The sequence below is a fragment of the Nocardia albiluteola genome, from assembly GCF_018860155.1.
Lineage (GTDB): Bacteria > Actinomycetota > Actinomycetes > Mycobacteriales > Mycobacteriaceae > Nocardia > Nocardia albiluteola.
This window is the reverse complement of the sequence record NZ_JAHKNI010000007.1, coordinates 265509-290659: the sequence shown is the minus strand read 5'-3', so window position 1 is coordinate 290659 and position 25151 is coordinate 265509. Positions and strand designations below refer to the sequence as shown.

Below are 25151 nucleotides of genomic sequence, written 5' to 3'. Positions count from 1 at the left end.
ATACCCCAACGGGGTACCACCCGGAAAACGGTGCAGTTTCAGATCTGAACCGGGACCAAACCGGGACCACAGCCTTCTCCTGACGGTGAAAACCACCCCCTATCAGGCCAGTTTCAGCGAACGCCCGATGATCTCCTTCATAATCTCGGTCGTGCCGCCGTAGATGGTCTGCACGCGAGCATCCATGTACGCCTTGGCAATCGGATATTCGCGCATGTAGCCGTAGCCGCCGTGCAGCTGCAGGCACCTGTTGATGAGGTCGAGCTCCTCCTCGGTGCTCCACCACTTGGCCATGGCCGCCTCCTCGACGGTCAGCTTCCCCTGGTTCAGCAGTTCGATGCAGCGGTCGACGAATACGCGCACCGCGGTGGTCTTGGTGGCGAGTTCGGCCAGCACGAAGCGGGTGTTCTGCTGGGCGCCAATGGGTTTGCCGAATGCCTTACGGTCGCGCACGTACTGCACGGTCATGTCCACGCTGGCCTCCATGGCGGCGGCGGCCATGACGGCGATGGACAGGCGCTCCTGCGGCAGGTTCTGCATCAGGTGAATGAAGCCCTGGCCCTCGGTGCCCAGCAGGTTCTTGCCCGGCACGCGCACGTCGGTGAAGCTCAGCTCGGCGGTGTCCTGGGCCTTGAGGCCGATCTTGTCCAGGTTGCGGCCGCGCTCGAAGCCGGGCATGCCCCGCTCGACCACCAGCAGCGAGAATCCCGTCGCGCCCTTCTCGGGATCGGTCTGGGCGACCACGATGACGATGTCGGAATTGATGCCGTTGGTAATGAATGTCTTGGCGCCGTTGAGGATCCAGTCGTCGCCGTCCTTCACCGCGCGGGTCTTGATGCCCTGCAGATCCGAGCCGGTGCCGGGCTCGGTCATCGCGATGGCGGTGATGATCTCACCGGTGCAGAATCCGGGCAGCCAGCGCCGCTTCTGCTCCTCGTTCGCCAGATCCAGCAGATAGGGGGCGATCACATCGTTGTGCAGGCTGAAACCCAGGCCGGAATACTGTCCGCGCACCGTCTCCTCGGTGAGGATGGCGTTGTAGCGGAAATCCTTCACGCCGCCGCCGCCGAACTCCTCGGGCACGGCCATGCCCAGGAACCCCTGCTTGCCCGCCTCCAGCCAGACGGCCCGGTCGACGATGCCCTCGTGCTCCCACTGTTCGTGATGCGGGGCCACATGCTGCTCGAGAAACTTACGGAACGACTCCCGGAACAGCTCGTGTTCGGGTTCGAAAAGGGTGCGCTCCACGCCAACCTCCTAGGTGACCACATCGGCAACGTCGCCTGTAGCCCTACCGTACCCGGAAGTCGAATCGTCGTTCACTTCGAACCCCAGAAAAGGGGTTCCAACTGCGTTGCACAGGGCGATGCCAACGACGATGGCGGCCTGAACCCTGGTAAACCTGACTACAGCCCGATCGCCTGGCGCGCCCGGCCCCACAGGGTCCGCCCGCGATCGCGTTCCCGCTCGGCGAACAGGAACTTCAGCTCCTCCTCGAGGGCCTTGCGCACCACCTCCTGCAACTCGGCGGCGGCCGCGTCCAGGTCCGTGGCATCGGCCCACGGCGTCGTCTCGATCGGCGTACCCGCCGCGTAATAGAACCGTTCCGGCTTCGGCAGCAGCGTCGGCCCGAGGCCACGCACCAGCGGCGGGGTGAGGTTGCCACGCAGCCCGAGCGCCTCCACGAGCATCCGCAGCGGCCGCATGGGCAGCTCGTCGCCGTCGAAGATGATGTCGTACGCGTCGTCGGCGCCGATCATGGCCAGCGGGACGATGGGCGCACCGGTTTCGATCGCCATCCGGGCGAATCCGGTACGTCCCTCCCACTTCAGCACGTACTTCTCCCCCTTGCGGCGCACGGCCTCGCGGCCGCCGCCGGGGAAGACCAGCACCATCTCGCCCTGTTCGAGCAGGGTGCGGCAGTTCGCACGGCTGCCCCGCACGCATCCGATGCCGTGCAGCGCGTGCCGCACACCGGGCACCGTGATCAGCACGTTCTCCGCCAGCCCCCGCAGCGCGCGGCCGGTCCGGCGGGCCAGCTCGGGCCACAGCACCGGGGTATCGATGCCCAGGAAGTTGTGATTGCCGACCAGCAGCACCGGACCGTCGGCCGGAATGTTGTCCAATCCGTGAAATACCGGGCTGGTCCACGCCCGGATCGGGGCGACGATCGCCTCCAATGCACGAATATCGTTCTCACGGAACGATATTCGTAGTGGCGCACCATCCGATAGCACCGGCTCGGCGGCGGCGGTCGTCGTCGAATCAAAGCCGGACAAGAAGCCCTCCCTGCAGGTTGTTCCTGTCCGACAGGATATCGGAGCCCGGGTAGACCATGCCGACAAGGCATTACCGGGGGTTGCGCGATGATCGGCGCGGCCGGACCGCGCCGTTCACCTCACGAGTTCGCGTGCACGAGTTCCAGGTATTCCCTGGGCAATTCGTCGCGCGAGAGCTTGCGGATCTCCGCGGGACCCGAATGATAGGAATCCTCACCGATGATCAGGCCCTGCTCGTCGATCGGCCACAGCAGCAGCTGCCGGAACACGATCAGGTAGTCCGCGTCCGGATCGTCCACCGGAATGCCGATCTGCGCAGCGTACGAACCGGGGTAGAGCTGGCGCAGGTAGCCCTCCGTGACGACACAGTGCTCATCGACGACGAGCCGGTCGATGTCGAATTCCAAGATGTTCGAACGGCTTTCGACGAATGCCTGGTAATAGCCGCGCACGCCGTCGTAGGTCTTGGGCCCGATGTCCTGGCCGTCGTTCCAGAAGTGGTAGTCCGGTTCGGGCGCCAGCGTGCGCATCAGCCCGTCCAGATCGGGCACGGCCTCGGCCTTCATGTGCTCGATGACGATGCTCAGCGCGCGACGGTGCCGCTCGTCGGTGGTCTCCGCCAGGCGGCGCTCCAGCGGGGCCCAGGTGCGGTTCGGGTCTACGACGGCCATGTGCGAAACTCCTTCTTGCCGTACCGAATATGCCTGCCGATCATCACCGGTCCGACGCGTCCGGAGCATCCGCCGCCCGTCGCGAGAATTCCGCGCCCGGCCCGACGCTCGTCGGGCCGCCACCCGCGAGCTCCGCGGACGACATCGCAATGCGGCGCACCGTCAGCACCAGCGTGGCCGTGAAACGGTCCACGGCATTGTCGACATCCCATCCCAGTGCGGCCTCCACCTGCGCGATCCGCGCCGCGACAGTGCTGTGATGCAGGTGCAGCTCCGTGGCCGTGCGACGCAGCGACCCGAAGACGCAGAAGGCCTCGAGCGTGTCCACCGCCGCCGCGCCCGCCTCGGTGGCGGCGAACTCGTTGACCCGCACGACATCCCGGGTACCCAGCAGCCGGTGCACGGGCAGATCGGCCAGCAGGTCCAGCGACCCGAGCCGATCGAACGCGATAACCCGGCGGCCGTGCCAGGTCGAGGACGCGAACCGCAGCGCCCGCCGGGCCTGCTCCCACGAGGTCGCCGCCGCCAGCGCACCCGCCCGCTCCCCCATCCCGACCCACGGCCCGGCCGCACCCAGCCGAGATGACGGAAAGGCCTGCACCACAGCGGAATTCAGACCATCGGACAGTTCCCGCACCGCACCGGCATCCCCGATGAGCACCGCGGTCGTCGTGCCGATCACCCCCGACCGCAGCACGGGAGCCCGCTCGCCGATGATGCGCACCGCCTCCGCGGTGCACTGTCCCGCCACCGCCAGCACCCGTACCGCACGCGCCGGATCGATTCCGAGCAGCCGCATGGCTCGCACCCGGTCCGCGCGGGGCTCCCGCTCCGAGAGCACGACCTCGAGCAGCGCCGGATCGTCCAGCCGCAGCGATCCCGCCGACGGCCGCGCCGCGACCCGCAGGCAATGCCGCAACCGCTCCAGCAGGACCGCGTCGAGCGGATGCGCGAGGCCGGCCCGCTCGAGCCACACCGCCGGGTCCGCACCGATCGCCTCCGGCGGCGGCGCGGCACCGCCCGACAGCAGCCGACCGGCCGCGTCGTATCGAATCGTCGTCCCCGATGACCACGCCGCGCCCGCCACGCACTCGGCCAGCAGCGCGGCGGCCCGGATCACGGCGTCGGCATTGGCCGCCGACTCGTCGCAGCGGTCGAAATACTCGACGACCCGCAGCACGGACGCGGCATCGGCCCCCAGGACCGACATTCGCGGCGTCGCCGAACCGATCGCGAACGGACCCGCCACGATCGAATCCGGCCCGGGCGCCTCCGGCACGCCCGGATTCGTCACAAACACGGTCTCGTTCACGAACTGCACTCCATACCGCCTGGACAATCCGACCAGGGTCGCAAGAGCGCGCGGATTTCGCAGCGATTCGCCCGAATGTCCGACAGGGTGGGACTCGAGCTTTCGCGCCCCCCGATACCCCGGTATACGGGCTCGACCGGGCGGGTCCGGACTCAGTCCTGCAGCGCGGTGCCGGCGTGCGCGAATTCGGCCAGCGGTCCGGCCAGCGAGTGCGGGACTCGCGCGCGGATCCGGGTGCCGGACTCCTCGTGCTCGGAGCTGATGATGCGGCCGTCCGCGTGGATCCGGGAAAGCAGATCACCCCGGTCGTACGGCAACAGCACGCTGACCTCGACATCGAGCCCGCCGAGGATCTCCGCGAGCCGATCGCGCAGGTCTGTCAACCCGGCCCCGGTGCGTGCGGAGACGAACACCGCCCCGGGCAGCAACGCCCGCAGATGCGCCAGGTCCGCCGGTTCGACCGCATCGATCTTGTTGACCACCAACAGCTCCGGCGGCGGCGTATAGGCCTGCCCATCGCGGCGGGCCCCCGCGTCGCGCTGCTCGCGCAGGACGTCGGTGACGACCTCGCGCACCGCCTTGATCTGCCCCTCGGGCATCGCGTCGGAGCCATCGACGATGTGCAGCAACAGATCCGCGCCGCTGACCTCCTCGAGGGTGGAGCGGAACGCCTCGACCAGTTGCGTGGGCAGATGCCGCACGAAGCCGACCGTATCGGTGAAGACCACCTCGCGGCCGTCGTCCAGGGCGGCGCGACGCGTGGTCGGATCCAGGGTGGCGAACAGCGCGTCCTGCACCAGGATGCCCGCGCCGGTCAGCGCGTTCATCAGGCTCGATTTACCCGCGTTGGTGTAACCGACGATCGCCACCTGCGGGATGCCGCTCGAGGTGCGCCGCGAACGCTTGGTGTCGCGCGCGGTCTTCATCTCCTTGATCTCGCGGCGCAGCTTGGCCATGCGCTCGCGAATCCGGCGGCGGTCGGTCTCGATCTTGGTCTCACCGGGACCACGGGTGCCCACGCCGCCGCCCGCACCGCCCGCGCGGCCACCGGCCTGCCGGGACATCGACTCACCCCAGCCGCGCAGCCGCGGCAGCATGTACTCCATCTGCGCCAGCGACACCTGCGCCTTGCCCTCGCGGGAGGTGGCGTGCTGGGCGAAGATGTCCAGGATCAGCGCGGTCCGGTCGATCACCTTCACCTTGACGACCTTCTCCAGCGCATTCAGCTGCGCGGGAGTCAGCTCACCGTCGCAGATGACGGTGTCGGCGCCGGTGTCGAGCACCACCGTGCGCAGCTCGTCGGCCTTGCCCGAGCCGATGTAGGTGGCCGGATCCGGCTTGTCGCGGCGCTGGATCAGCCCGTCGAGCACCTGCGAGCCGGCCGTCTCGGCCAGCGCGGCGAGCTCGGACATGCTGGCATCGGCCTGCGCGGCCGTGCCCTCGGTCCACACCCCGACCAGGACCACCCGCTCCAGGCGCAGCTGCCGGTACTCGACCTCGGTGATGTCGGTGAGTTCGGTGGACAGGCCCGCGACCCGGCGTAGCGAACTGCGCTCCTCGAGCTGCAGTTCACCAACCGTGGGCTCGGCGGCCCAGCCGTTTCGGGCGTCGTCGTCCCGCGCCGGGTCGAACTCGTCGACGGGCGTGAACTCGAACGTTTCGGATTTCCTCATATGCCTCCATGCTCCCACGACTGAACGCATGGACGCACCCGAGTTATTTCGCTGTGCGGAAACACTCGGATCAGGCCGCGTCCCACCAGTCCCGGGCGACACGCCCGGAGGCCACCAGCTCCGAGGGTCCGCGCAACGTCGCCTCGCCCTGGGCGATGCACACGGTGACCTCGCCCCCAGGCACACGCACCAGCACCTCGCCGGTGTCGTTCGCGATCGAGAAGCCCTCCTGCGCCAGCGCGGCCGCGGCCGCCGCGACGGTTCCCGTTCCGCAGGAACGGGTTTCGCCGACGCCGCGCTCGTAGACGCGCATATCGACCGCGCGCGGCGTGGGCCAGGCGTCGCCGAGCGCGGTCAGGATCTCCACGTTCACACCGTGCGGGAACATCTCAGGCTGGTAGCCGGGGGCCACCGTCAGGTCCAGTTTCGCCAGCGCCTCGGCCGTCAGGCCCGGATCCACGCACGCCAGATGCGGATTGCCGACATCGATGCCGATGCCCGGATAGGCCCAGCCGCCGATGGTGGCCGTCGACGCGCCGAGCTCGCGCACTCGTCCCATCCCGACGGTCACCTCGCCGCGGACCGGGTCTGCGGCATGGACGGTCACCGGGCGCGCCCCGGCGCGGGTGCCGACGACGAACTCGCCGGTGGTCTCGGCGCCGATGGCCGCGAGGAAGTGGGCGAACACCCGCACCCCGTTGCCGCACATCTCCGCGACCGACCCGTCGGCGTTGCGGTAGTCCATGAACCAGTCGTCGGGACCGATCCCCTCGGCCAGCCCGTCCAGCACCCCGGATTCGACGAGCGGCTCGGCCCACGCCACCCGCAGCACGCCATCCGCGCCGAGGCCGCGCTGGCGGTCACACAGCGCCGCCACCCGTGTCTCGGTGAGCTCCAGCTCGCCCTCGGGGTCGAACAGGATCACGAAATCGTTCTGGGTGCCATGACCCTTGGTGAATTCGATATCGGGCACGTCCGCATTCTCCCTGTTCATTGCCGAGCCGCCTGCCGCGGGGCCGCGGACCGAACTGCCGGCCACTTGATCAACGCCCTCCACCGCGCAATTTCATCCGACACGACCGCCGCGCTCGGCTCACCGCCTGGGTGAGCGCACCAGGTCTTGCGCCACCTCCGGCAGCCGAGGATCGGCGCCGTCCAGCCACCGGACACGCGGATCGCGGCGGAACCAGGAACGCTGGCGGCGCACGTAGCGCCGGGTGCCGATGAGGGTGCGTTCCCGCGCGTGGTCCAGGTCGTATTCGCCGTCGAGATACGCCAGGACCTGCGCGTAGCCAATGGCGCGGCGGGCGGTCTGTCCCTCCCGCAGTCCGCGCTCGATCAGCGCGCATACCTCGTCGAGCAGGCCGTGCTCGAACATCGTCGCGGTACGCAGCTCGATGCGGGCGTCGAGTTCGGCGGTCTCCCGATCCACGCCGAGAATGATCGTGCCCCAGTGCGGCTCGCCGACCTGCGGTTGCGACGCCGCGAACGGACGTCCGGTGAGCTCAACGACCTCGAGCGCGCGCACCATGCGCCGGCCGTCGGTCGGCAGGATAGTCTGCGCCGCAACGGGATCGGCGGTACGCAGGGCGGCGTGCAGCGCCTCGACCCCGCCGTCCGCGAGCAGCGCCTCCCATTTCGACCGGACGTCAGGGTCCGTGGCCGGGAAGTCCCACCGGTCCAGCAGTGCCTGCACGTACATCATGGATCCGCCGACGATGACCGGGGTGCGCCCGCGCGCCATGATGTCCTCGACATCGGCGGTCGCGGCGAGCTGATACGCGGCGACGGTGGCGGTCTCGGTGACCTCGAGCACGTCGAGCTGGTGGTGGATGATGCCGCGGCGCTGCGAGACCGGCAGCTTGGCGGTGCCGATGTCCATCCCCCGATACAGCTGCATGGCATCGATGTTGACGATCTCGCCGTCGAGGCGCTGCGCCAACTCGAGTGCGAGATCGGACTTTCCAGTCGCCGTGGGGCCGACGACCGCGATCGGGGTGATCACGCCCCGGCTCCCGGACGCCAGAGGCTCACGTGATAGCCGACGCCGAAGGGCGCGGCCCGATACAGGGTTTCCACGCCGGGGCGCCCGTCCGCGGCGCCGGTGCCGAACAGGCCCGCCAGAACCTGATAGGCCGCCCGCCCCGACACGCCCAGCTCCGCGCACAGGGTGGTATCCAGCTCCGCCAGCGCCGCGCAGTCCCCGGCGTCGAGCGCTCGATCGATCCCCGCCTGCGCAGCCTCGGCCCGGGAGTCCAGGTAGCCGGGCGCCTTGGTGGAGAGCGTGGTCGCACCGTCGGCGACGACCAGCACCCCGCGCGGCCCGGGCTCGGCATCCAGGTCGCGGCGCAGGCGCGCGCCCAGCGCCGCACAGTCCGCGACGGCCGAGTCGGCCGCGATCAGCCGCGCCTCGACGGTTGCTTCCGGGGCCACCCGCCCCCGCAGCCATCCCCCGATCAGCACCGGGAGCGGCAGGTCCGGATCGGGCGGCAGGCCGTCCTCCAGCGCCGAATCCGACAGCGCGACAGGCACATCCGCGCCGAAGCCGCGGAACGTGCCGACCGCATCGACATAGTCGAGCTCGGCCCCGGCATCCTCGGGGGCGACACCGACCACCGTCCACCGCATCGTCTCGCCCGCCAGCGCGCGCCCCGCCGCGAGCACCGCCTCCCGCAGCGCGGGCACCTGCGCCGCCGGATGCTCGTCGTCGACCGCCGGCCAGCCGCCGCACAGCTCGGGGACCAGCACGGGCGGCGACGGAATCAACGCGGCAAGACTGAACACGCCGTCAACCGTAGCGGCCCATCGGATCGACCCGGCAGCGAAGTCGGCGGACCGCGCGGCAACCCGCGTGCCGTCGAACACGGCGACGCATCCGGGTTCCCAGTCACCCGCACGCCCAGCTCAACCCGCCGGGCAACCCTCCCTACCACGCATTTGCCGCCGCGGCTACCGCTGGCGGCCCCGTCCACGCGGCGCCGCGCACGGCCCCGGAGGCCTCCGCACGCGGCCGTCGCGCTCATACATGGTGCGCCACCGAGGGCAAGAGGCGGCATATCTGACATCTGCCTGGTTGAATGGGATGAAGCTAGGGCGTAACCAGGCAGCCGTGACGCGCGGCAGGGACGAGGAGTGATGACCGAGAACAACGGAACCGAGAAGGCAGCCCAGCTCGACACCGGCACGGCGCAGCAGTCCAGCACCCCCGCACCGCGACCCACGCCCGCCGACGCGGCGCCGGAGGCAGGCGCCGCCGCGCCCAAGCCCGGGGGCACGGCTCCCAAGCCCAGCGGCCCCAAACCGGGCGCGCCCAAGCCCGGCGCCCCACGACCGGCCGCGCCCAAACCACAGGCCGCGCCGCACGAGGCCCCCAAGCCGCATGCGGTCACCCCGGCGGGCGCGCCGCAGGAGCATCCGCACCCGGTATCCGTGCCCGTGGCCAGCGATCCGAGCCGGTGGGGCCGCGTCGACGACGACGGCACCGCCTGGGTGAAGACCGCCGAGGGCGAGCGCATGATCGGCTCCTGGCAGGCCGGCGATGCCGCGGAGGGGCTGGCACATTTCGGCCGGCGCTACGACGATCTGGCCACCGAGATCGCCCTGCTGGAGGCGCGGCTGGCGGCCGGTACCGACGCCCGCAAGACGAAGGCGGCCGCGGTCGCGCTTGCCGAATCGTTGCCGACCGCGGCGGTCATCGGCGATATCGACGGCCTCGCGCAGCGGTTGCAGGCCATCGCCGAGCACTCGGACGAGGCCGCCGCGCAAGCCAAACAGGAGCGGGAGCGTTCGCGCCACGAGCAGACCGAGCGCAAGGAGGCCCTGTGCGCGGAGGCCGAGCAGATCGCGGCCGACTCCAGCCAGTGGAAGGCCGCGGGCGATCGGCTGCGCGAAATCCTGGACGAGTGGAAGACCATCCGCGGCGTGGACCGCAAGGTCGACGACGCGCTGTGGCGGCGCTTCTCCAAGGCCCGCGAGGCGTTCAACCGCCGCCGGGGCGCGCACTTCGCCGAGCTCGACCGCGAGCGCGCGGCGGCCAAGACCCGCAAGGAGGAGCTGTGCGCCCAGGCCGAGGAGCTGTCCGCCTCGACCGACTGGGCCGCCACCGCCGCCACCTTCCGTGACCTGCTGAACGAATGGAAGGCCGCAGGCCGCGCCCCGCGCGAGGCCGACGATCAGCTGTGGCGGCGCTTCAAGAGTGCGCAGGACGTGTTCTTCGGTGCTCGCAACGCCGCCGCCTCCGAGCGGGATGCCGAATTCGATCACAACGCCACCGCCAAGCAGGACCTGCTGGCCACGTTCGAGGAGCGCGTGGCATCCCACGTGGAATCCGATCTGGACACCGCGCGCACCGCACTGCGGGAACTGCAGGACAGGTGGGATGCCATCGGCAAGGTGCCGCGCGAACGCATGCAGGATCTCGAGGGTCGGCTCCGCGCCCTGGAGAAGCAGGTCCGCGACGCGGTCGATGCCCAGTGGCGGCGCACCGACCCGGAGGCGATGGCCCGCGCGGCCCAGTTCCGCGAGCGCGTGGCGCAATTCGAGGAGCAGGCGGCCAAGGCGCAGGCGGCCGGCCGCACGCGCGACGCGGAGAAGGCCCTGGAACAGGCCAAGCAGTGGCGCGAATGGGCCGAGGCTGCCGAAGGGGCCGTCACCCGTCGCTGACGCTCAGCCCTGGCGGGTCGGCCGGATCGTCAGGTCCCGGCGAAGCTCCGAACCTCGTTGCGCGGCAATCGGACTCGGCGTCAGCGCCATGTCCGATTGCCGCCAGCGCAGTCTCGTGCCCACCGGCATCGTGGATCTCATGCATCAGGTCGTAGATCTCAAAGTCCTCTACTTCGGCACGCCGGTGGTGCTGATCGGCACTCGCAATCCCGACGGCAGCCCCAACCTCGCGCCCATGTCCTCGGCGTGGTGGCTCGGCGATCAGGGCATGCTCGGGATGAACACCGCGTCGCAGACCACCACCAACATGCTGCGCGAACGCGAGTGCGTGCTGAATCTGCCGTCATCGGATCTGGTGACGGCGGTGGACCGGCTGGCGCTGCTGACCGGATCGCCGGAACGGACCCCGCACCGAATCGAGAAGGGGTATCGCTACGAGCCGGACAAGTTCGGCGCCGCGGGGCTGACCCAGCTCGAGGCGGACCTCGTCGCGGCGCCCCGGGTCGCCGAATGCCCGATTCAGCTCGAGTGCGAGGTGATCTCCTCGGTCCCCTTCGGCTCCGCGGTCACCGCGCACACCGTCCGGGTGATCCGCGCCCACGTCGACGCGTCGCTGGTAATTCCGGGCACCGCGCACGTGGATGCGGACGCCTGGGATCCGCTGATCATGAAGTTCTGCGAGTTCTTCGGCGAGGGCACCCGGCTGCAGCCGTCCCGGCTGGCCGTCGCATGGCAGATCCCTCAGCCGGTGTCGAGCAGCTGAGCCGGCCCGCCGGTCAGTGCGGAATCGTCTGGCCCGGTCGCAGTACCGTTCCGCACTCACCGGTCCGCTGGTAGTCCGGCAGCAGGTGTGGCAGTACCTCTTCGGAGTACTGCCGTAGCTGCCGGAGTTGCTGTGCGTTGCGCACGGCGTCCTTGCGGACCCAGTCCTCGTCCGAGTTGGCCATGTACTGCCATTGATGGATCGGGTAGTAGTCGCGCGGCATCCGCGGATCGAGGGTGACACCGTGGGCCACCCAGACGCCGTGGACGTGAATGAATGTGGGCTTGCGGTCGTCGAATACGTAGTCCGCGACGGTGACGCCGGCCTTGCCCGAGCGGATGTCTGCCATCCGCGCATCAGTGAGCCCGGCCAGATCGATCAGCCGCAGCCGCGAGGTCAGCGCGCTGCCGCCCATGTCCGGCGCGAGCAACGTGGCCTGGGGCAGGCCGAGGATGTCGGCGTAGCCGTTCATGTAGCGCCCGAACCGAATGGCGATCCAGCACAGCGGCACATCCGAATTGGCCCGATAGGCCCGCGCCGCATCCGCCAGCGCGACGCCGGACGGGATCATGGCGAACACCAGCGCCAGCGCGACCAGCGCCCGGGCCCGGGTACGCAGCCCGGCCAGCACCTGCGCCGCCGAGATCACCACGACGAACGCGGCCAGCGCCCACACTGGGGTGGCAAACCGGAACTGCGCCATCCAATCCGGCTCCAGCACACAGTAGGCGAGCATCGCCAGCGCCAGCGGAACCAGCAGCGCGGCAACGCCGTCGCGCCACCGGCCGCGGGTGGCCAGGGCGAGCCCCAGCACCACGGCGGCCGCGATCACCGCTGGCGCGCCCACGTACTGCACCAGATCCCCGACCCTGCTCAGGTCGTGCACGGCCGGCAGCGCCTGACGCTTGGCCACCGCGGTATTCGCGACGAGCCGACCGAACTCGGCGTACCGCCACAGCAGATACGCCCCGAACGGAACCGCGAACGCGATACCCGAATACAGCACGTGGCCAAGCATTTTGAGCCACGTCGCCCGCCGGACCAGCAGCAGCGACAGCAGGGGGTATGCGGCCACATAGATCAGGCCGTCGGGCCGGGTCAACGCCGCGAACGCCGCGAGCACACCCGCGGTCACCGCCACCGACGGCGTCCACAGCCGCCGGTCCAGCACCGCGACCAGCAGCCGGACGGCCAGCACGCACGCCACCAACGCGAACAGCGAGTTCTCCAACCCCGAGAAGCACCAGATCACGAAGGACGGAATCGCCGCCAGCACAACGCCTGTCGCGAACGTGATCACCGCGGGCCAACGCGACACCCGGCGCGCGGCGACATAACAGGTGACCAGGATTCCGGCGCAGCACAGCAGCGCGATCGCCTTCGGATAGAGGACGAAGTCGGGGACGCCGAAGAGGCTGCCGGAGTCGAACAGGCCACACCACTTGCCCACCACCAGCACCGCGAGCCAGGTGGGATCGGAGAATCCCTCCACCGGCGCCGCCCCGGGCTGCAGCACCGGCCCGAAACCGTCGGCGACGCTGCGCGCATAGGCAAACGTGATGCCCGCATCGTCCACCAGCCAGTTGCCGTATTGCGCCGCGCGCCATGCCAGTGCGAGAACGCCGCCCACGATCGCGGCCACCGCCGGCCACGACGGCCGTAAACGCCACTGCCGCAGTCCCTCCCGCGGCCCGGCCGAAACCTCTTGCGGCCCCACGGAAACGTGCGGCCTCGCTGTCGTTACCTCAACCATTCATCAGATCCCCAGATTCGAAAGACGTTGCCAGGACACCGTTGCCAGCAGGCAACGGCCCTTGCACCCTTTGCGAATCTTGCCACAGCACCCGGGGATCCCGAGATCCACATCACCGCCCGAGGGACTAGTCCTCCTCGCCCATCAGCCAGCGGCGGCTGCGCTCCTCCTCCTCGGCGGCAGCGATGCGGCGCTGTTCCTCGGCCTCGAGTTGCACCGCGGTGCGGCTCCAGACGACCTTGAGCCAGTGGAACGTCAGCACGATCATCGCGATCGCGCCCAGGATCAGTCCGACCGAGGGCCCGGCGCCGCGATAGTTGCCGATGCCCGGGGTCTGGCGGTGCCAGATCGAAAGCACCCCGAACACGCTGCCGACGGCCGTCCCCGCCACCGCGACCCACGCGAACGCCCAGCGCCGGGTGAGCAGGGCCAGCGAGGAAAATCCGATGCCGAAGATCAGCACAAACCACTGGAACACCCGCGAGGGCAGCCCGATGCGATCGGCGGCGGCGGTGTCGTCGGAAAAGAGGATGTCCAGCCCGCGCGTATGCCCGGCGTGCGGCAGCACCAGCGTGAGCAGCAGCACGAAGACCGCACCCGCGACCACCATCGCGCGGTACCCGGGGTCGATCTCCCCGGCGATCTTGCGTTCGACGGCCGCCAGGTCGTCGTGGTAGGACTCGAAGATCTCTGCCTGGTCCGGATTCACCCGGCCCGCCTCCTGTGTCTGGTCATCGCCGCTGGAATCGCCTGCCGCCCGGCCGGTCTCGCCGGTTGCCTCGGCGCCGCCGGTCGAATCACCGTGCGCCGTGTGATCGTCCCTGCGATCGCCGTCATCCGCGTCATCGGACGCGGGCCGTGCGTGTTCTTCGGACATCAGCTCTCCACCATTCGGTGCGATATCGGCGTGCGGTGATCGGCCGTCGAGCTCGCCCGGGCCTCGCGCCCGAGCATCGCCACCGAGTCACGCCACCACCCTACGACTCGCTGCCGCGGCCCTACGACCCGGCGTCGTAATCGAGTGCTCAGACCACGTCACAAGCAGCACTACGACCCCGCGTCGAAGGCGGCACTACGACCCGGCGTCGTAATCGAGTGCTCAGACCACGTCACAAGCAGCACTACGACCCCGCGTCGAAGGCGGCACTACGACCCGGCATCGCAATCGAGTGCTCAGACCACGTCACAAGCAGCACTACGACCCCGCGTCGAAGGCGGCACTACGACCCGGCATCGCAATCGAGTACTCAGACCACGACACAAGCAGCACTACGACCCCGCGTCGAAGGCAGCACTACGACCCGGCATCGCAATCGGATGTTCAGACCACGTCGCAGCCCGCGACGGCGGGCAGCGGTTCCGGCGCACCGATCCGGGGCAGGCCCAGCCCGACGCCGATCGGAGCGGTCTTGGGCGTGATGCCGCGTTCGTGGGCGTCTCCCGCCCGGGTGCGGCGGTGGCTGTGAATCTCGCCGTCGGCGATCAGGTGGTGCGGCGCGGCGGCGGTGATGTCGACGGTGACGATGTCGCCGGGGCGGATGTTCTGCTGCGCCGGCGGGCGGAAATGCACCAGGCGACCGTCGCGGGCCCGGCCGCTCATCCGGGCGGTGGCGGCGTTCTTCTTCCCGGCGCCGTCCGCGACCAGCAGTTCCACCTCGGTGCCGACCAGCGCGCGATTGGCCTCGAGAGAGATCTCCTCCTGCAGCGCGACGAGCCGGTCGTAGCGCTCCTGCACCACCGCCTTGGGAATCTGATCGGCCATCGTGGCCGCCGGCGTGCCCGGGCGGATCGAGTACTGGAAGGTGAATGCGCTGGTGAAGCGCGCCTGCCGCACCACGTCCAGGGTCTGCTGGAAATCCTCCTCGGTCTCCCCGGGGAAGCCGACGATGATGTCGGTGGTGATGGCCGCGTGCGGCATCGTCGCGCGCACCTTCTCGATGATGCCCAGGTAGCGCGAAGTGCGGTAGGACCGGCGCATGGCCTTGAGCACCCGGTCCGAGCCCGACTGCAGGGGCATGTGCAGCTGGGGGCACACGTTCGGGGTCTGCGCCATCGCCTCGATGACGTCGTCGGTGAACTCCGCCGGATGCGGCGAGGTGAACCGCACCCGCTCCAGGCCCTCGATGTGCCCGCAGGCGCGCAGCAGCTGAGCGAACGCGCCGCGGTCGCGCGGCTGCTCGGGATCGACGAAGTTGACCCCGTAGGAGTTCACGTTCTGCCCCAGCAGCGTCACCTCGAGCACGCCCTGATCGACCAGCGCCTGTACCTCGGCCAGCACATCACCGGGACGGCGGTCGACCTCCTTGCCACGCAGCGCGGGCACGATGCAGAAGGTGCAGGTGTTGTTGCAGCCGACCGAGATCGACACCCAGCCCGCATAGGCCGACTCGCGTTTGGCGGGCAGCGTGGAGGGGAACGCCTCGAGCGATTCGAGAATCTCTACCTGGGCCTGCTCGTTGTGCCGGGCCCGCTCGAGCAGCACCGGCAGGGAACCGATGTTGTGGGTGCCGAACACCACGTCCACCCACGGCGCCTTGCGCACCACGGTGTCACGATCCTTCTGGGCCAGGCAGCCGCCGACGGCAATCTGCATGCCGGGCCGCTCCGCCTTGATCGGGGCGAGGTGACCGAGCGTGCCGTACAGCTTGTTGTCGGCGTTCTCCCGCACCGCACAGGTGTTGAAGACCACCAGGTCCGCGGTCGCGCCCGCCTGGGCACGGGTGTATCCGGCGTCCTCGAGCAGGCCCGACAGCCGTTCGGAGTCGTGCACGTTCATCTGGCACCCGAACGTGCGCACCTCGTACGTGCGAGAAGAGGCTCCCCCCTCCGGGGATACTGTCACCTGCGTGGACGAATTCACCCGTCCAGGGTATTACGCAAATAGAGCCCTCTGGCCATAGGGTCTGCAGAGCATGAACGACGCTGCCGAGACCACCTCCGGCGCTGCCTCCACGGCCGCCCGGCCGCCGATGATCTCGATGCGCACGGTGGACAAGCACTTCGGCGATCTCCACGTGCTGCGCGATATCAATCTCGACGTGCCGCGGGGGCAGGTGGTGATCGTGGTCGGGCCGTCGGGTTCGGGCAAGTCGACGCTGTGCCGGGTCGTCAACCGCCTGGAATCGGTCGACTCGGGCACCATCGCCATCGACGGCGTGCAGCTGCCGGCCGCTGGTCGCGCGCTGACCAAGCTGCGCGCGGAGGTCGGCATGGTGTTCCAGTCGTTCAACCTCTTCGCGCACAAGACCATCGTCCAGAACGTGATGCTGGCGCCGGTCAAGGTGCGCGGCATCGACAAGGAGGCCGCGCGCACCCGGGCGATGGAGCTGCTGCAGCGGGTCGGCATCGCGGATCAGGCCGACAAGTATCCGGCGCAGCTCTCGGGCGGGCAGCAACAGCGAGTGGCGATCGCCCGCGCGCTGGCGATGAATCCGAAGGTGATGCTGTTCGACGAACCGACCTCGGCCCTCGATCCGGAGATGGTCAGCGAGGTGCTCGAGGTCATGGTCTCCCTGGCGAAGGAGGGCATGACCATGGTGGTGGTCACCCACGAGATGGGTTTCGCACGCCGCGCCGGGGATCGGGTGCTGTTCATGGCCGACGGCCGGATCGTCGAGGACACCGACCCCGAAACCTTCTTCACCGCACCGGCATCCGAGCGGGCCCGCGACTTTCTGGCCAAGATCCTGAGTCACTGACCCGAAGTACCGCACACTGAAGTAATGCCACCGATCACCTCCGCTCATATGAGAGAAGGCATTCGATGAGGATTACCCGTGCCCTCCGCATCGGCATCGGCGCCCTGGTACTCGCGGCGGCAGTGAGCGGCTGCGGCGGCGGCAGCTCCGAGACGGCCAGCCAGCACGCGGCGGGCGGAAAGCTCACCATCGGAATCAAATTCGATCAGCCGGGGCTGGGGCTCGAGCGCAAGGACGGCACGTTCTCCGGCTTCGACGTGGACGTGGCCACCTATGTCGCGGGCAAGCTGGGCGTCCGGCCCAGGGACATCACCTTCCGGGAGGCGCCCTCGGCCCAGCGCGAGACGCTGATCCAGAACGGCCAGGTCGACATGGTCGTGGCCACCTATTCGATCACCGACGAGCGCAAGAAGAAGGTGGATTTCGCGGGCCCGTACTACGACGCCGGGCAGAGCCTGCTGGTGCGCGCGGACAATACCGCGGTCACCGGGCCGCAGGCGATGGGCGGCAAGACACTGTGCACGGTTCGGGGTTCGACTCCGGCGCAGGACATTCAGCAGTACTTCGCGCCCGGGGTGACCCTGCGCGAGTACGACACCTATTCGCTGTGCGTGGAGGCGTTGAAGAGCAAGGCCGTCGACGCGGTCACCACCGACAACATCATCCTGTCCGGCTATGCCGCGCAATCCCCCGGCCAGCTGAAGGTGGTCGGCCAGCCCTTCACCATGGAGCGGCTCGGCATCGGTATACGCAAGGGCGACAAGGAATCCCGCGACCGGATCAACGATGCCATCCAGGCGATGATCGCCGACGGCTCGTGGAAGGCATCGCTGGAGCGGAATCTCGGCAGCTCCTTCCTCGTCCCGGCACCGCCGCGGGTGGACCGATACTGACCGGTTGGGCTCAGCCTGAGCGCAACGGTCGACCGCCCCTGTCGCCGCGGGCATCCTGAAATGGCGCTGCTCCGGGCCGCCGAGCCCACGCCACTCCCGGTGGCCCGGGGCGGACGTCCACGGCACGGCTGATCCTCACGTTCGAAGTACAGTACGGACCCATGCCGCGGCGGTGCGGGCGAATACTCTTGCCGCTGGGCTCGTTTCGGTCTCGGCCACGCGGATGAGGGCGATACGGGCACGGATGTCCGCACCGGCGATCGGAACCGCGACGACCTGGTCCGAGTGGGCGGCGGCAACCGCATGCGGCAAGATCGCGACGCCCAGGCCGCGGGCCGCCAGGCGGGCCAGCATGTGCGGATCACCGGCCTCGAAGACGATCCGGGGCCGCATACCGGCCGCCGCGCAGGCCGTGTCGAATGCGGCGCGCAAGCCCGCGCCGGGTGGCAGGCAGATCAGATCGCGCTCACACAGGGCCTCGAGCGTAATTTCTTCTCGCACAGCGTCATGCGCGGCAACCACCGCGACGACCGGCTCGTCGGCGAAGATCTCCGCGGCCAGATCCGCGGGCAGGCCCGCACCCACCCCTGCGAAGGCGAGATCGAGCCGTCCGGCCCGCAACTCCTCGATCGTGGCGTCGGAGGCGTTCTCCGACAACGTTATCCGCACTCCCGGATACTTCTCGTGGAACGCGCCGAGCAGGCCCGGCAGGTCGAAAGCCGACACCGAGGCGGTCATGCCCAGCCGCAGGTGGCCGCGGACCAGCCCCTCGAGTTCGGCCACCGCCTCGCGGGCCCCGGCGTAAGCCGCCAATGCCGCACGCGCATAGGGCAGTACGGCGTAGCCCGCCTCGGTCGGGGTCGCGGTACGACCGGACCGGCGCAGCAGCACCGCGCCGAGATCGCGTTCCAGCTTGCGGATCTGGGCGCTCAGGCCCGACTGCGCGACGTGCACGCGCTCCGCGGCTCGGGTGAAGTTGGCCTCCTCGACGACCGCGACGAAGTACTCCAGGCGCCGTAATTCCATAACCAATAATGCTAGCTCCGATCACAACCAGCTGTTGGACTGCTGGCAACGACCGGCGCACGCTGAATGTGACAGCTTTTCGACCTCGAGAAACGAGTGGTCATGAACGAGCGGAACGTGTTGATCGCCGGCGCGGGCATCGGTGGCCTGACGGCCGCATTGAGCCTGCACGCGGCCGGAATCGACGCAGAGGTGATCGAGAGCGCCCGTACCATCGCGCCGCTGGGCGTCGGCATCAACCTGCAGCCGCAGGCGGTCGCGGCGCTGACGGAACTGGGCCTGGGCGACCGGCTCGCCGCGGCGGCAGTCCCGACGGCCGAACATGTGTACGTCGACCGGCATGGACGCACCCTGATGTCCGAAGCGCGGGGCGCGGCGGCCGGTCATCCGGCGCCGCAGTATTCGGTGCATCGCGGCGAACTGCAGTCGATGCTGCTGACCGCCGTGCGGGACCGGCTCGGCGCGGACGCGGTGCGGGAGGGTACGCGGCTGGCCGACTTCACCCAGTCGGACCGCGCGGTGCGGGTCACCACCCTGGATCGCGCCTCCGGCCGCGAGCACACCCGCTCCGCGGGCGTGCTGATCGGCGCCGAGGGCCTGCATTCGGTCGTGCGCGCCGGGCTGCATCCCGGGCAGCCCGGGCTGCATTGGTCGGGCATGCGGATGTGGCGCGGAATGGTTGCGGCAGCACCGTTTCTGACGGGACGAACCATGCTGCTGGTCAACGGCGGGGACACCCGGATGGTGATCTACCCGGTGACCGAGGCCACCGCCCCCGGCGACACGGTGCTGGTGAATTGGGTTGCCATAGCGAAGGTTTCCGATCCGGGCACGATCCCCGACGACGCGGGCGTCGACCGCGCGGGACACGCGCGGGATGTGCTGCCGTTGCTCGCCGACTGGTCTCTGGGCAGCCTGGACGTGCACGCCCTGATCGCGGCCACCCCGAACATTCTGGAGTACCCGATGGTCGACCGCGACCCGCTCGAGCAGTGGGGCCACGGCCGGGTCACCCTGCTCGGCGACGCGGCCCACCCGATGTATCCGGTCGGCGCGAACGGAGGCTCTCAGGCAATTCTCGACGCGCGCGTGCTCGCCGCGGAGCTCGCGGGATCCGACCCGGTCGAGGCGCTGGCGCGATACGAACGGCGCCGCCGCCCGGCCACCAACTCGGTGGTGCTGGCCAACCGCGAGATGGATCGGCGCGAGCGCGCCGGTGATGCCCTCACCCACATCACCGAGTCCTACCGCGACACCATCGACGACGCCGCCTCGGCGTGACATCGCGGCGGCGGGCGGGCCCACCCGCCCGCCGCGCCGGAATCACGGCGCGTCAAAATATTTCCAGGTGGGGACGCATTTTCTACCGTTGCCGAATGACCTCCAACGAGCCCGCATCGCCCGGCGACGCCACCGCAGACCCCAGCGCCGCCTGGAGTTTCGAGACCAAGCAGATCCACGTCGGCCAGATCCCGGACGGCACCACCAACGCCCGGGCCCTGCCGATCTACCAAACCACCTCCTACACCTTCCGTGACACCGCACACGCCGCTGCCCTCTTCGGCCTCGCCGAGCCCGGCAATATCTACACCCGCATCGCGAACCCCACCCAGGATGCGGTCGAGCAGCGGGTCGCCGCGCTCGAGGGCGGCGTCGCCGCGCTGCTGCTGTCGTCCGGACAGGCCGCGGAGACCCTGGCGATCCTCAATATCGCAGGCGCCGGGGATCACATCGTGTCCAGCCCGCGGCTATACGGCGGCACCTACAATCTGTTCCACTACACCCTGCCCAAGCTCGGCATCACGGTCGAATTCGTCGACGACCCCGACGATCTCGCGCAGTGGCGCGCCGCGATCCGGCCGAATACCAAGGCGCTCTACGGCGAAACGGTCTCCAACCCGCAGAATCACATCCTCGACATCCCCGCCCTCGCCGAGATCGCGCACGCGGCGGGCGTACCCCTGATCGTCGACAACACAGTTCCCACACCGTATTTGATCCAGCCGCTGCGGCACGGCGCCGACATCGTGGTGCATTCGGCGACGAAATATCTCGGCGGGCACGGCGCGGCGATCGCCGGTGTCCTCGTCGACGGCGGCACCTTCGACTGGACCGTGCGCGACGCGGAGGGCAAGCCTCGCTTCCCCGGATTCGTCGAACCCGACCCGAGCTACCACGGCGTCGTCTACGCGGATCTGGGCGCGCCCGCCTACGCCCTGAAGGCACGAGTGCAGCTGCTACGCGACCTCGGCTCGGCGATCGCGCCGTTCAACGCCTTCCTGATCAGCCAGGGCCTCGAGACGCTGAGCCTGCGGATCGAGCGGCATGTCAGCAACGCCCTCGCGGTCGCCGAATTCCTCACCGAGCGTGCGGAAGTCACGTCGGTCTCCTATGCGGGCCTGCCCTCCTCGCCCTGGTACGAACGCGGAAAGCAGCTGGCGCCCAACGGAGTCGGCGCGATCATCGGCTTCGAGCTGGCGGGCGGGGTGGACAGCGGGAAGCGCTTCGTCGAGGCGCTGAAGCTCCACAGCCACGTCGCGAATATCGGCGACGTGCGGTCGCTGGTGATCCATCCGGCCTCCACCACGCATTCCCAGCTGACCCCGGAGGAGCAACTGGCCGCGGGCGTCACCCCGGGGCTGGTGCGCCTGGCGGTCGGCATCGAGGGAATCGAGGACATCCTCGCGGATCTTCGTGCGGGCTTCGAGGCCGCGCGGTAGAACCGGCCAACATTCGCTGGTCGTGGCCGCACCACGGCCAGCGGCCCGCATCGTGCTCGTGATGCGCCCGGCTTGCCTGGTGCATCGAGCTCCCTGGGTCCTCCGCGCACGGCGACCGGAACGCTTGCGAGCGGCCCGAGTTGTCCTAGCGAGACGGGGGCTCATCCGGGGATGTGAAGTACCCCGTCCTCGCGGCAACGAGACCGGTCGAGTTGCACCCATATGCTGGGGGTCATGAGCGAGCGAACGGGCAACGCGACCACTCGAGTGGTCATGCCGGAGCCGAGCGTCGGCGAGGTGGAGGCATGAGCACTCCCGCAGCACTGGTACCGGTCGCCGAGGATCTGGCCGCGGTCACCACCATCGGAGATGAGGACGATCCCGCCGCGGCCGGGCTGACCACCGCACACGTCGAGGCGCTGTGGGGCTCGGTGCAGCAGTGGTATCGGCTCGGTACCACTCCGGCGATCCAGGTCTGCCTGCGGCGCAACGGCCGGATCGTACTGAACCGCGGGATCGGGCACGGCTGGGGCAACGCGCCCGGGGACGACCCGGCCGCGGCCAAGGTGCTGGTGACCCCGGACAGTCCGTTCTGCGGATTCTCCACCGCCAAGGGGGTGGCCGCGGCGGTGATGTTCATGCTCATCGAGCAGGGCGTGTTCGCGCTGGAGGATCCGGTGTGCCGCCACATTCCCGAATTCGCCTCGAACGGAAAGCAATCGATCACCATCGGCGACGTGCTCGCGCACGCGGCCGGGGTGCCGTTCGTGACCGGACCGTACCGCGGCTTCGAGCTGGTCGTCGACGACGAGCTGGCCGCACGGGCGCTGGCCGATCTGAAGCGGACCTGGCCGCGGCACCTGCGGGTCTATCACGCGATGACCGGCGGGTTGATCCAGCGGCTGCTGGTCCAGCGGGCCACGGGCAAGCGCATGCGCGAGCACCTGGCCGAGCAGATTCTCGACCCACTCGGCTTCCGCTGGAACAACTTCGGTGTCCGCCCCGAGGAGGTGGACTTGGTCGTGCCCAGCGTGCCGACCGGGCCGAAACCGTCCCGGGTCATGAAGTTCCTGGCGCACAAGGCGCTCGGCGGTGCGATGAACGGACCGATCTCCGAGCAGAAGAACCGCGACTTCCTCACCGCCGAGCTGCCCTCGGGCAACCTGGTCACCACCGCCTACGAACTCTCGCGTTTCTACGAAATCCTCACGCGCGGAGGCGAACTAGATGGCGTGCGCGTCATGAAGCCGGAGACCGTGCGTGCGGCCGCGGCCCCCGCGCCGTGGATACCGTCGGCGGCCGGGCGGGTGAGCGTGGCCGGCTACGAGCTGGGCGGCCGCCGCTCGAAATTCGGCAGCCACACCGAATCTCATTTCGGCCGCAGCGGCTTGACGACCCAGTACGGCTGGGCGGATCCGGCGCGAGGGCTGTCCGGAGCGATTCTCACCAGCGGCAAGGCATCCACGGACATGGAACGCCCGGTACAGCTGTGCGCACAGATCGCCCGCCTCATCGCCCCATCAGACGCGGCAGTGTTCACGCTCTGAACAGCTCACCGCACGCGGCGTTCGATATCACGGTCCGCCGGTTGTCGGCGTAGGGCGATCCCCGACTAAAGGCCCTGTGCGGCTGCGCAAATCGAGAATCCGACCGGCGGGCGATCGGCCTTATGTCCGATGCGTGTCGGTTCACAGCCGAATGCGCAACTCGTTGTGGATGATTCGGGCGGCCTTGGCCATGACCGCCTCCGCGCCGGGCTGTACGACGGCCGGGACGCGCGACTGGGTGAGCACGGCGACGGCGAGGGCCTGCCCGTCGGCGTGCTCGACGACGCCCACCTCGTGACGGAAGTTGAGCAGCGTGCCCGTTTTGGACGACCAGCGCGAGGCGTCGGAGCTGAAGTCCGGCGCCAGACGGTGGCGAATAACGTTGTCCCCCATTATCTCCCGGGTTCTGGCCGCGGTCGCCGCTCCGATCGTGACCGGCCGCCACAGGCCCTGGAGCAGATCCGCGAAGGCCCGGGCCGAGCCGGTGTTCGCGTGGCTGATATCGAGCTGGGGCACCGCATGTCCGTCGCCGGTCGTAGCCGCCTCGATGGCCAGGGTGTGGGCCAGGTAGGCGCGGGCGGGCTCGAAGGCCTCCTCCGGGGTCCGGGACAGATCGTCCATCAGATGGCGCGCGGTGATGCCCTCGAAGCCGAGGCGCCGCAGTTCCGCACTTACCGCCGCGGGTGGGGTGAGGGCGAACAGGGCGTCGGCGGCCGCGCTGTCGCTGATGGCGATGCTCAGATACAGCAGGTCGTCGAGCGCGATGGTGGCCGGATGCCGGAACTTGGCCACCCCGACCGGCCCCGGTGTGGCGATCCGGCCCGGCAGCACCGTGATCGGCGTGCCGAGGTCCAGCTCGCCGCGCGCCACCCGCTCGAGGGTCGCGACCACCAGCGGCACCTTCACCAGCGACGCGGCCGGCCACTCGAGTTCCGCGTCGATGCCCAGCTCGTCCCCGGTGTCCAGATCGCGCACCAGAATCGAGCCGCGCAGCCCCGCGTCGTCGAGTTCCCGCCGCGCCTCGCGCAGCGCCGTGGTCATGCCCATTGCCGTCCCCGCTGTTCCCTTGTCGCGGCGGGCCCGTCGTCCGTGGCCCGCCTCCAATCCCTGATCGCGCTGCCGATGCACTCGGCGCCGCTATCCCGCCACATCGTCAGCTGCCATGCTCGCCAGCGGATCCGTCGCCACCCGCACCGTCGTCCGGCACGCCCAGACACCGCCCGATCAGAGCCGACGGCAGTGCCCGCAGGCGCTCGGCATCCTCATGCTGCCCGGCCTGGATGTCGTAGCCGCGTGCGGGTTCCAGCTCACCGATCGGCCGCCATGCCAGGCCGAATTCGGCGGCCTGGGCCGGCGAGCAGAGCAGCAGATCGGTCGAACCGAGCACCTCGGCGACGGCGGTGACCAGCGCCTCGCCCACGACCACCTGAACCGGCTGCAGCCCGAGCGAATCCCGCAGGCGCACCAGGCGATCCCGGATGTGTGGCACATCGTCCTCCGGCTGGATCCAGATCCTGCGGCGGCGCCCGTCGCGATCCGCGCGCGAGGCCCGCAGCGTCTCGAGGTAGATCGGCGAGACGTGCGGCCCGCGAGTATCGGCCAGCCCCAACGGAATTCGCCACCGCCCGCGGTCGGCGGGCACGGCGGCCAGCGCGGCGCGGACCTCCTGGGTGCGGGCGAGTTCGGCACGCTCGCGCGGCCCGGCCGGATGCAAATCGAGGTTCAGGCCACACTGCTGTCCGCCGGCAACCAGCCTGGCCAGCGGGAGCGGACCGCAGGTGGCGGGCACCGCCACCCGCAACGGCCGCCGCCGGGCGCGCTCGGCCTCGAGGTCCATCGCCTCGGCGAGCTCGATCAGGCGCCGCGCAGCCGGGAGCATGTCCCGCCCGAACGGCGTCAGCACTGCGGTGCGGGAGGTCCGATCGAGCAGCCGCACCCCGAAATGCTGTTCCAGCGCGGCGATGCGACGGCTGGCCACGGATTGCGGGATCTGCGCCGCAGCGGCCCCGGCAGTAAAACTGCCGTGACTGCTGACCGATACGAAGGCCCGGCAGGCGGCGACCATATCCACGGCTACGCATTCTATGCCAATTCAGCATCGTTACAGTCATTACAGTCTTGGACAGCATCGCTCCCGAATGGGAGGCTCGTCCG

The 25151-nt window shown here is 69.5% G+C and carries 21 protein-coding genes; 7 read left to right on the top strand and 14 right to left on the bottom strand.

What is annotated here, in order from left to right; all coding sequences use genetic code 11:
- Positions 1 to 102: 102 nt before the first annotated feature.
- The 8 genes from KO481_RS22255 to KO481_RS22220 all read right to left on the bottom strand — a co-directional run bounded on the left by KO481_RS22255 (position 103) and on the right by KO481_RS22220 (position 8719).
- Positions 103 to 1248: an acyl-CoA dehydrogenase family protein gene (locus tag KO481_RS22255; protein ID WP_215919318.1), complete on the bottom strand. Its 1146-nt coding sequence runs from the start codon at positions 1246 to 1248 to the stop codon at positions 103 to 105.
- 158 nt (positions 1249 to 1406) lie between these two features.
- The gene (locus tag KO481_RS22250; RefSeq protein WP_215919316.1) at positions 1407 to 2279 is read right to left on the bottom strand and encodes a lysophospholipid acyltransferase family protein; all 873 of its coding nucleotides are present in this window, start codon (positions 2277 to 2279) and stop codon (positions 1407 to 1409) included.
- 119 nt (positions 2280 to 2398) lie between these two features.
- Complete coding sequence (locus tag KO481_RS22245) at positions 2399 to 2950, bottom strand: nuclear transport factor 2 family protein (RefSeq protein WP_215919314.1); 552 nt, start codon at positions 2948 to 2950, stop codon at positions 2399 to 2401.
- 43 nt (positions 2951 to 2993) lie between these two features.
- Positions 2994 to 4160 carry a PucR family transcriptional regulator gene (locus KO481_RS22240; RefSeq protein WP_215919663.1) on the bottom strand — a complete coding sequence of 389 codons (1167 nt, stop codon included), beginning with the start codon at positions 4158 to 4160 and terminating at the stop codon, positions 2994 to 2996.
- Between the two features lie 254 nt (positions 4161 to 4414).
- Positions 4415 to 5935 (bottom strand): GTPase HflX, encoded by a 1521-nt coding sequence (hflX, locus tag KO481_RS22235; protein WP_215919312.1) that lies wholly within the window; start codon positions 5933 to 5935, stop codon positions 4415 to 4417.
- A gap of 70 nt (positions 5936 to 6005) precedes the next feature.
- The gene (gene dapF / locus KO481_RS22230; RefSeq protein ID WP_215919661.1) at positions 6006 to 6899 is read right to left on the bottom strand and encodes a diaminopimelate epimerase; all 894 of its coding nucleotides are present in this window, start codon (positions 6897 to 6899) and stop codon (positions 6006 to 6008) included.
- A 129-nt stretch (positions 6900 to 7028) separates the two neighbouring features.
- The gene (gene miaA, locus KO481_RS22225) at positions 7029 to 7940 is read right to left on the bottom strand and encodes a tRNA (adenosine(37)-N6)-dimethylallyltransferase MiaA (RefSeq protein WP_215919310.1); all 912 of its coding nucleotides are present in this window, start codon (positions 7938 to 7940) and stop codon (positions 7029 to 7031) included.
- Positions 7937 to 8719: a class III extradiol ring-cleavage dioxygenase family protein gene (locus KO481_RS22220; RefSeq protein ID WP_215919308.1), complete on the bottom strand. Its 783-nt coding sequence runs from the start codon at positions 8717 to 8719 to the stop codon at positions 7937 to 7939. The genes miaA and KO481_RS22220 overlap by 4 nt, the downstream gene beginning before the upstream one ends.
- Before the next feature lie 351 nt (positions 8720 to 9070).
- Here KO481_RS22220 and KO481_RS22215 point away from each other — a divergent pair, with 351 nt between their 5' ends.
- Together KO481_RS22215 and KO481_RS22210 are read left to right on the top strand one after the other, a co-directional pair.
- Complete coding sequence (locus KO481_RS22215) at positions 9071 to 10597, top strand: DUF349 domain-containing protein (RefSeq protein ID WP_215919307.1); 1527 nt, start codon at positions 9071 to 9073, stop codon at positions 10595 to 10597.
- A 139-nt stretch (positions 10598 to 10736) separates the two neighbouring features.
- Positions 10737 to 11360, top strand: a complete 624-nt coding sequence (locus tag KO481_RS22210) for a flavin reductase family protein (RefSeq protein ID WP_215919305.1) — start codon at positions 10737 to 10739, stop codon at positions 11358 to 11360.
- A 13-nt stretch (positions 11361 to 11373) separates the two neighbouring features.
- Here the strand turns inward: KO481_RS22210 and KO481_RS22205 are convergent, their stop codons facing one another.
- The 3 genes from KO481_RS22205 to miaB all read right to left on the bottom strand — a co-directional run bounded on the left by KO481_RS22205 (position 11374) and on the right by miaB (position 15973).
- Positions 11374 to 13113 (bottom strand): DUF8728 domain-containing protein, encoded by a 1740-nt coding sequence (locus tag KO481_RS22205; protein WP_245401294.1) that lies wholly within the window; start codon positions 13111 to 13113, stop codon positions 11374 to 11376.
- A gap of 127 nt (positions 13114 to 13240) precedes the next feature.
- A complete protein-coding gene (locus tag KO481_RS22200; RefSeq protein WP_308166735.1) occupies positions 13241 to 13990 on the bottom strand; it encodes an Rv2732c family membrane protein in 750 nt (249 codons plus the stop codon).
- A gap of 444 nt (positions 13991 to 14434) precedes the next feature.
- Complete coding sequence (miaB, locus tag KO481_RS22195) at positions 14435 to 15973, bottom strand: tRNA (N6-isopentenyl adenosine(37)-C2)-methylthiotransferase MiaB (RefSeq protein ID WP_308166734.1); 1539 nt, start codon at positions 15971 to 15973, stop codon at positions 14435 to 14437.
- Positions 15974 to 16082: 109 nt separating this feature from the next.
- On the opposite strand from miaB, the gene KO481_RS22190 reads away from it, so the two are divergent.
- Both KO481_RS22190 and KO481_RS22185 read left to right on the top strand, forming a co-directional pair.
- Positions 16083 to 16811, top strand: a complete 729-nt coding sequence (locus tag KO481_RS22190; RefSeq protein ID WP_215919656.1) for an amino acid ABC transporter ATP-binding protein — start codon at positions 16083 to 16085, stop codon at positions 16809 to 16811.
- A gap of 65 nt (positions 16812 to 16876) precedes the next feature.
- Positions 16877 to 17704, top strand: a complete 828-nt coding sequence (locus tag KO481_RS22185) for a glutamate ABC transporter substrate-binding protein (protein WP_215919303.1) — start codon at positions 16877 to 16879, stop codon at positions 17702 to 17704.
- 135 nt (positions 17705 to 17839) lie between these two features.
- On the opposite strand, the gene KO481_RS22180 is transcribed toward KO481_RS22185, so the two are convergent.
- Positions 17840 to 18730 (bottom strand): LysR family transcriptional regulator, encoded by an 891-nt coding sequence (locus KO481_RS22180; RefSeq protein WP_215919301.1) that lies wholly within the window; start codon positions 18728 to 18730, stop codon positions 17840 to 17842.
- Positions 18731 to 18832: 102 nt separating this feature from the next.
- On the opposite strand from KO481_RS22180, the gene KO481_RS22175 reads away from it, so the two are divergent.
- From KO481_RS22175 to KO481_RS22165, 3 genes are all read left to right on the top strand, one after another.
- Positions 18833 to 20011 (top strand): FAD-dependent monooxygenase, encoded by a 1179-nt coding sequence (locus tag KO481_RS22175; protein WP_215919299.1) that lies wholly within the window; start codon positions 18833 to 18835, stop codon positions 20009 to 20011.
- A 95-nt stretch (positions 20012 to 20106) separates the two neighbouring features.
- Positions 20107 to 21450 (top strand): bifunctional o-acetylhomoserine/o-acetylserine sulfhydrylase, encoded by a 1344-nt coding sequence (locus KO481_RS22170; protein WP_215919297.1) that lies wholly within the window; start codon positions 20107 to 20109, stop codon positions 21448 to 21450.
- A 305-nt stretch (positions 21451 to 21755) separates the two neighbouring features.
- Entirely contained in the window at positions 21756 to 22997 is a 1242-nt protein-coding gene (locus KO481_RS22165) for a serine hydrolase (protein ID WP_215919295.1), read from the top strand.
- A 141-nt stretch (positions 22998 to 23138) separates the two neighbouring features.
- Here KO481_RS22165 and KO481_RS22160 read toward each other — a convergent pair whose 3' ends face one another.
- Together KO481_RS22160 and KO481_RS22155 are read right to left on the bottom strand one after the other, a co-directional pair.
- The gene (locus tag KO481_RS22160) at positions 23139 to 24125 is read right to left on the bottom strand and encodes a serine hydrolase (protein WP_215919294.1); all 987 of its coding nucleotides are present in this window, start codon (positions 24123 to 24125) and stop codon (positions 23139 to 23141) included.
- 25 nt (positions 24126 to 24150) lie between these two features.
- Entirely contained in the window at positions 24151 to 25062 is a 912-nt protein-coding gene (locus tag KO481_RS22155; RefSeq protein ID WP_245401369.1) for a LysR family transcriptional regulator, read from the bottom strand.
- Positions 25063 to 25151: the final 89 nt, after the last annotated feature.

Coding starts and splice junctions, on each gene's coding strand:
- KO481_RS22180 (WP_215919301.1), bottom strand. CDS start 18,730: ATGGAATTACGGCGCCTGGAGTACTTCGTCGCGGTCGTCGAGGAGGCC.
- KO481_RS22200 (WP_308166735.1), bottom strand. CDS start 13,990: ATGTCCGAAGAACACGCACGGCCCGCGTCCGATGACGCGGATGACGGC.
- KO481_RS22215 (WP_215919307.1), top strand. CDS start 9,071: ATGACCGAGAACAACGGAACCGAGAAGGCAGCCCAGCTCGACACCGGC.
- KO481_RS22205 (WP_245401294.1), bottom strand. CDS start 13,113: ATGGTTGAGGTAACGACAGCGAGGCCGCACGTTTCCGTGGGGCCGCAA.
- KO481_RS22185 (WP_215919303.1), top strand. CDS start 16,877: ATGAGGATTACCCGTGCCCTCCGCATCGGCATCGGCGCCCTGGTACTC.
- KO481_RS22165 (WP_215919295.1), top strand. CDS start 21,756: ATGAGCACTCCCGCAGCACTGGTACCGGTCGCCGAGGATCTGGCCGCG.
- KO481_RS22175 (WP_215919299.1), top strand. CDS start 18,833: ATGAACGAGCGGAACGTGTTGATCGCCGGCGCGGGCATCGGTGGCCTG.
- KO481_RS22155 (WP_245401369.1), bottom strand. CDS start 25,062: ATGGTCGCCGCCTGCCGGGCCTTCGTATCGGTCAGCAGTCACGGCAGT.
- KO481_RS22170 (WP_215919297.1), top strand. CDS start 20,107: ATGACCTCCAACGAGCCCGCATCGCCCGGCGACGCCACCGCAGACCCC.
- hflX (WP_215919312.1), bottom strand. CDS start 5,935: ATGAGGAAATCCGAAACGTTCGAGTTCACGCCCGTCGACGAGTTCGAC.
- KO481_RS22245 (WP_215919314.1), bottom strand. CDS start 2,950: ATGGCCGTCGTAGACCCGAACCGCACCTGGGCCCCGCTGGAGCGCCGC.
- KO481_RS22210 (WP_215919305.1), top strand. CDS start 10,737: ATGCATCAGGTCGTAGATCTCAAAGTCCTCTACTTCGGCACGCCGGTG.
- KO481_RS22190 (WP_215919656.1), top strand. CDS start 16,083: ATGATCTCGATGCGCACGGTGGACAAGCACTTCGGCGATCTCCACGTG.
- KO481_RS22240 (WP_215919663.1), bottom strand. CDS start 4,160: ATGTCGGTCCTGGGGGCCGATGCCGCGTCCGTGCTGCGGGTCGTCGAG.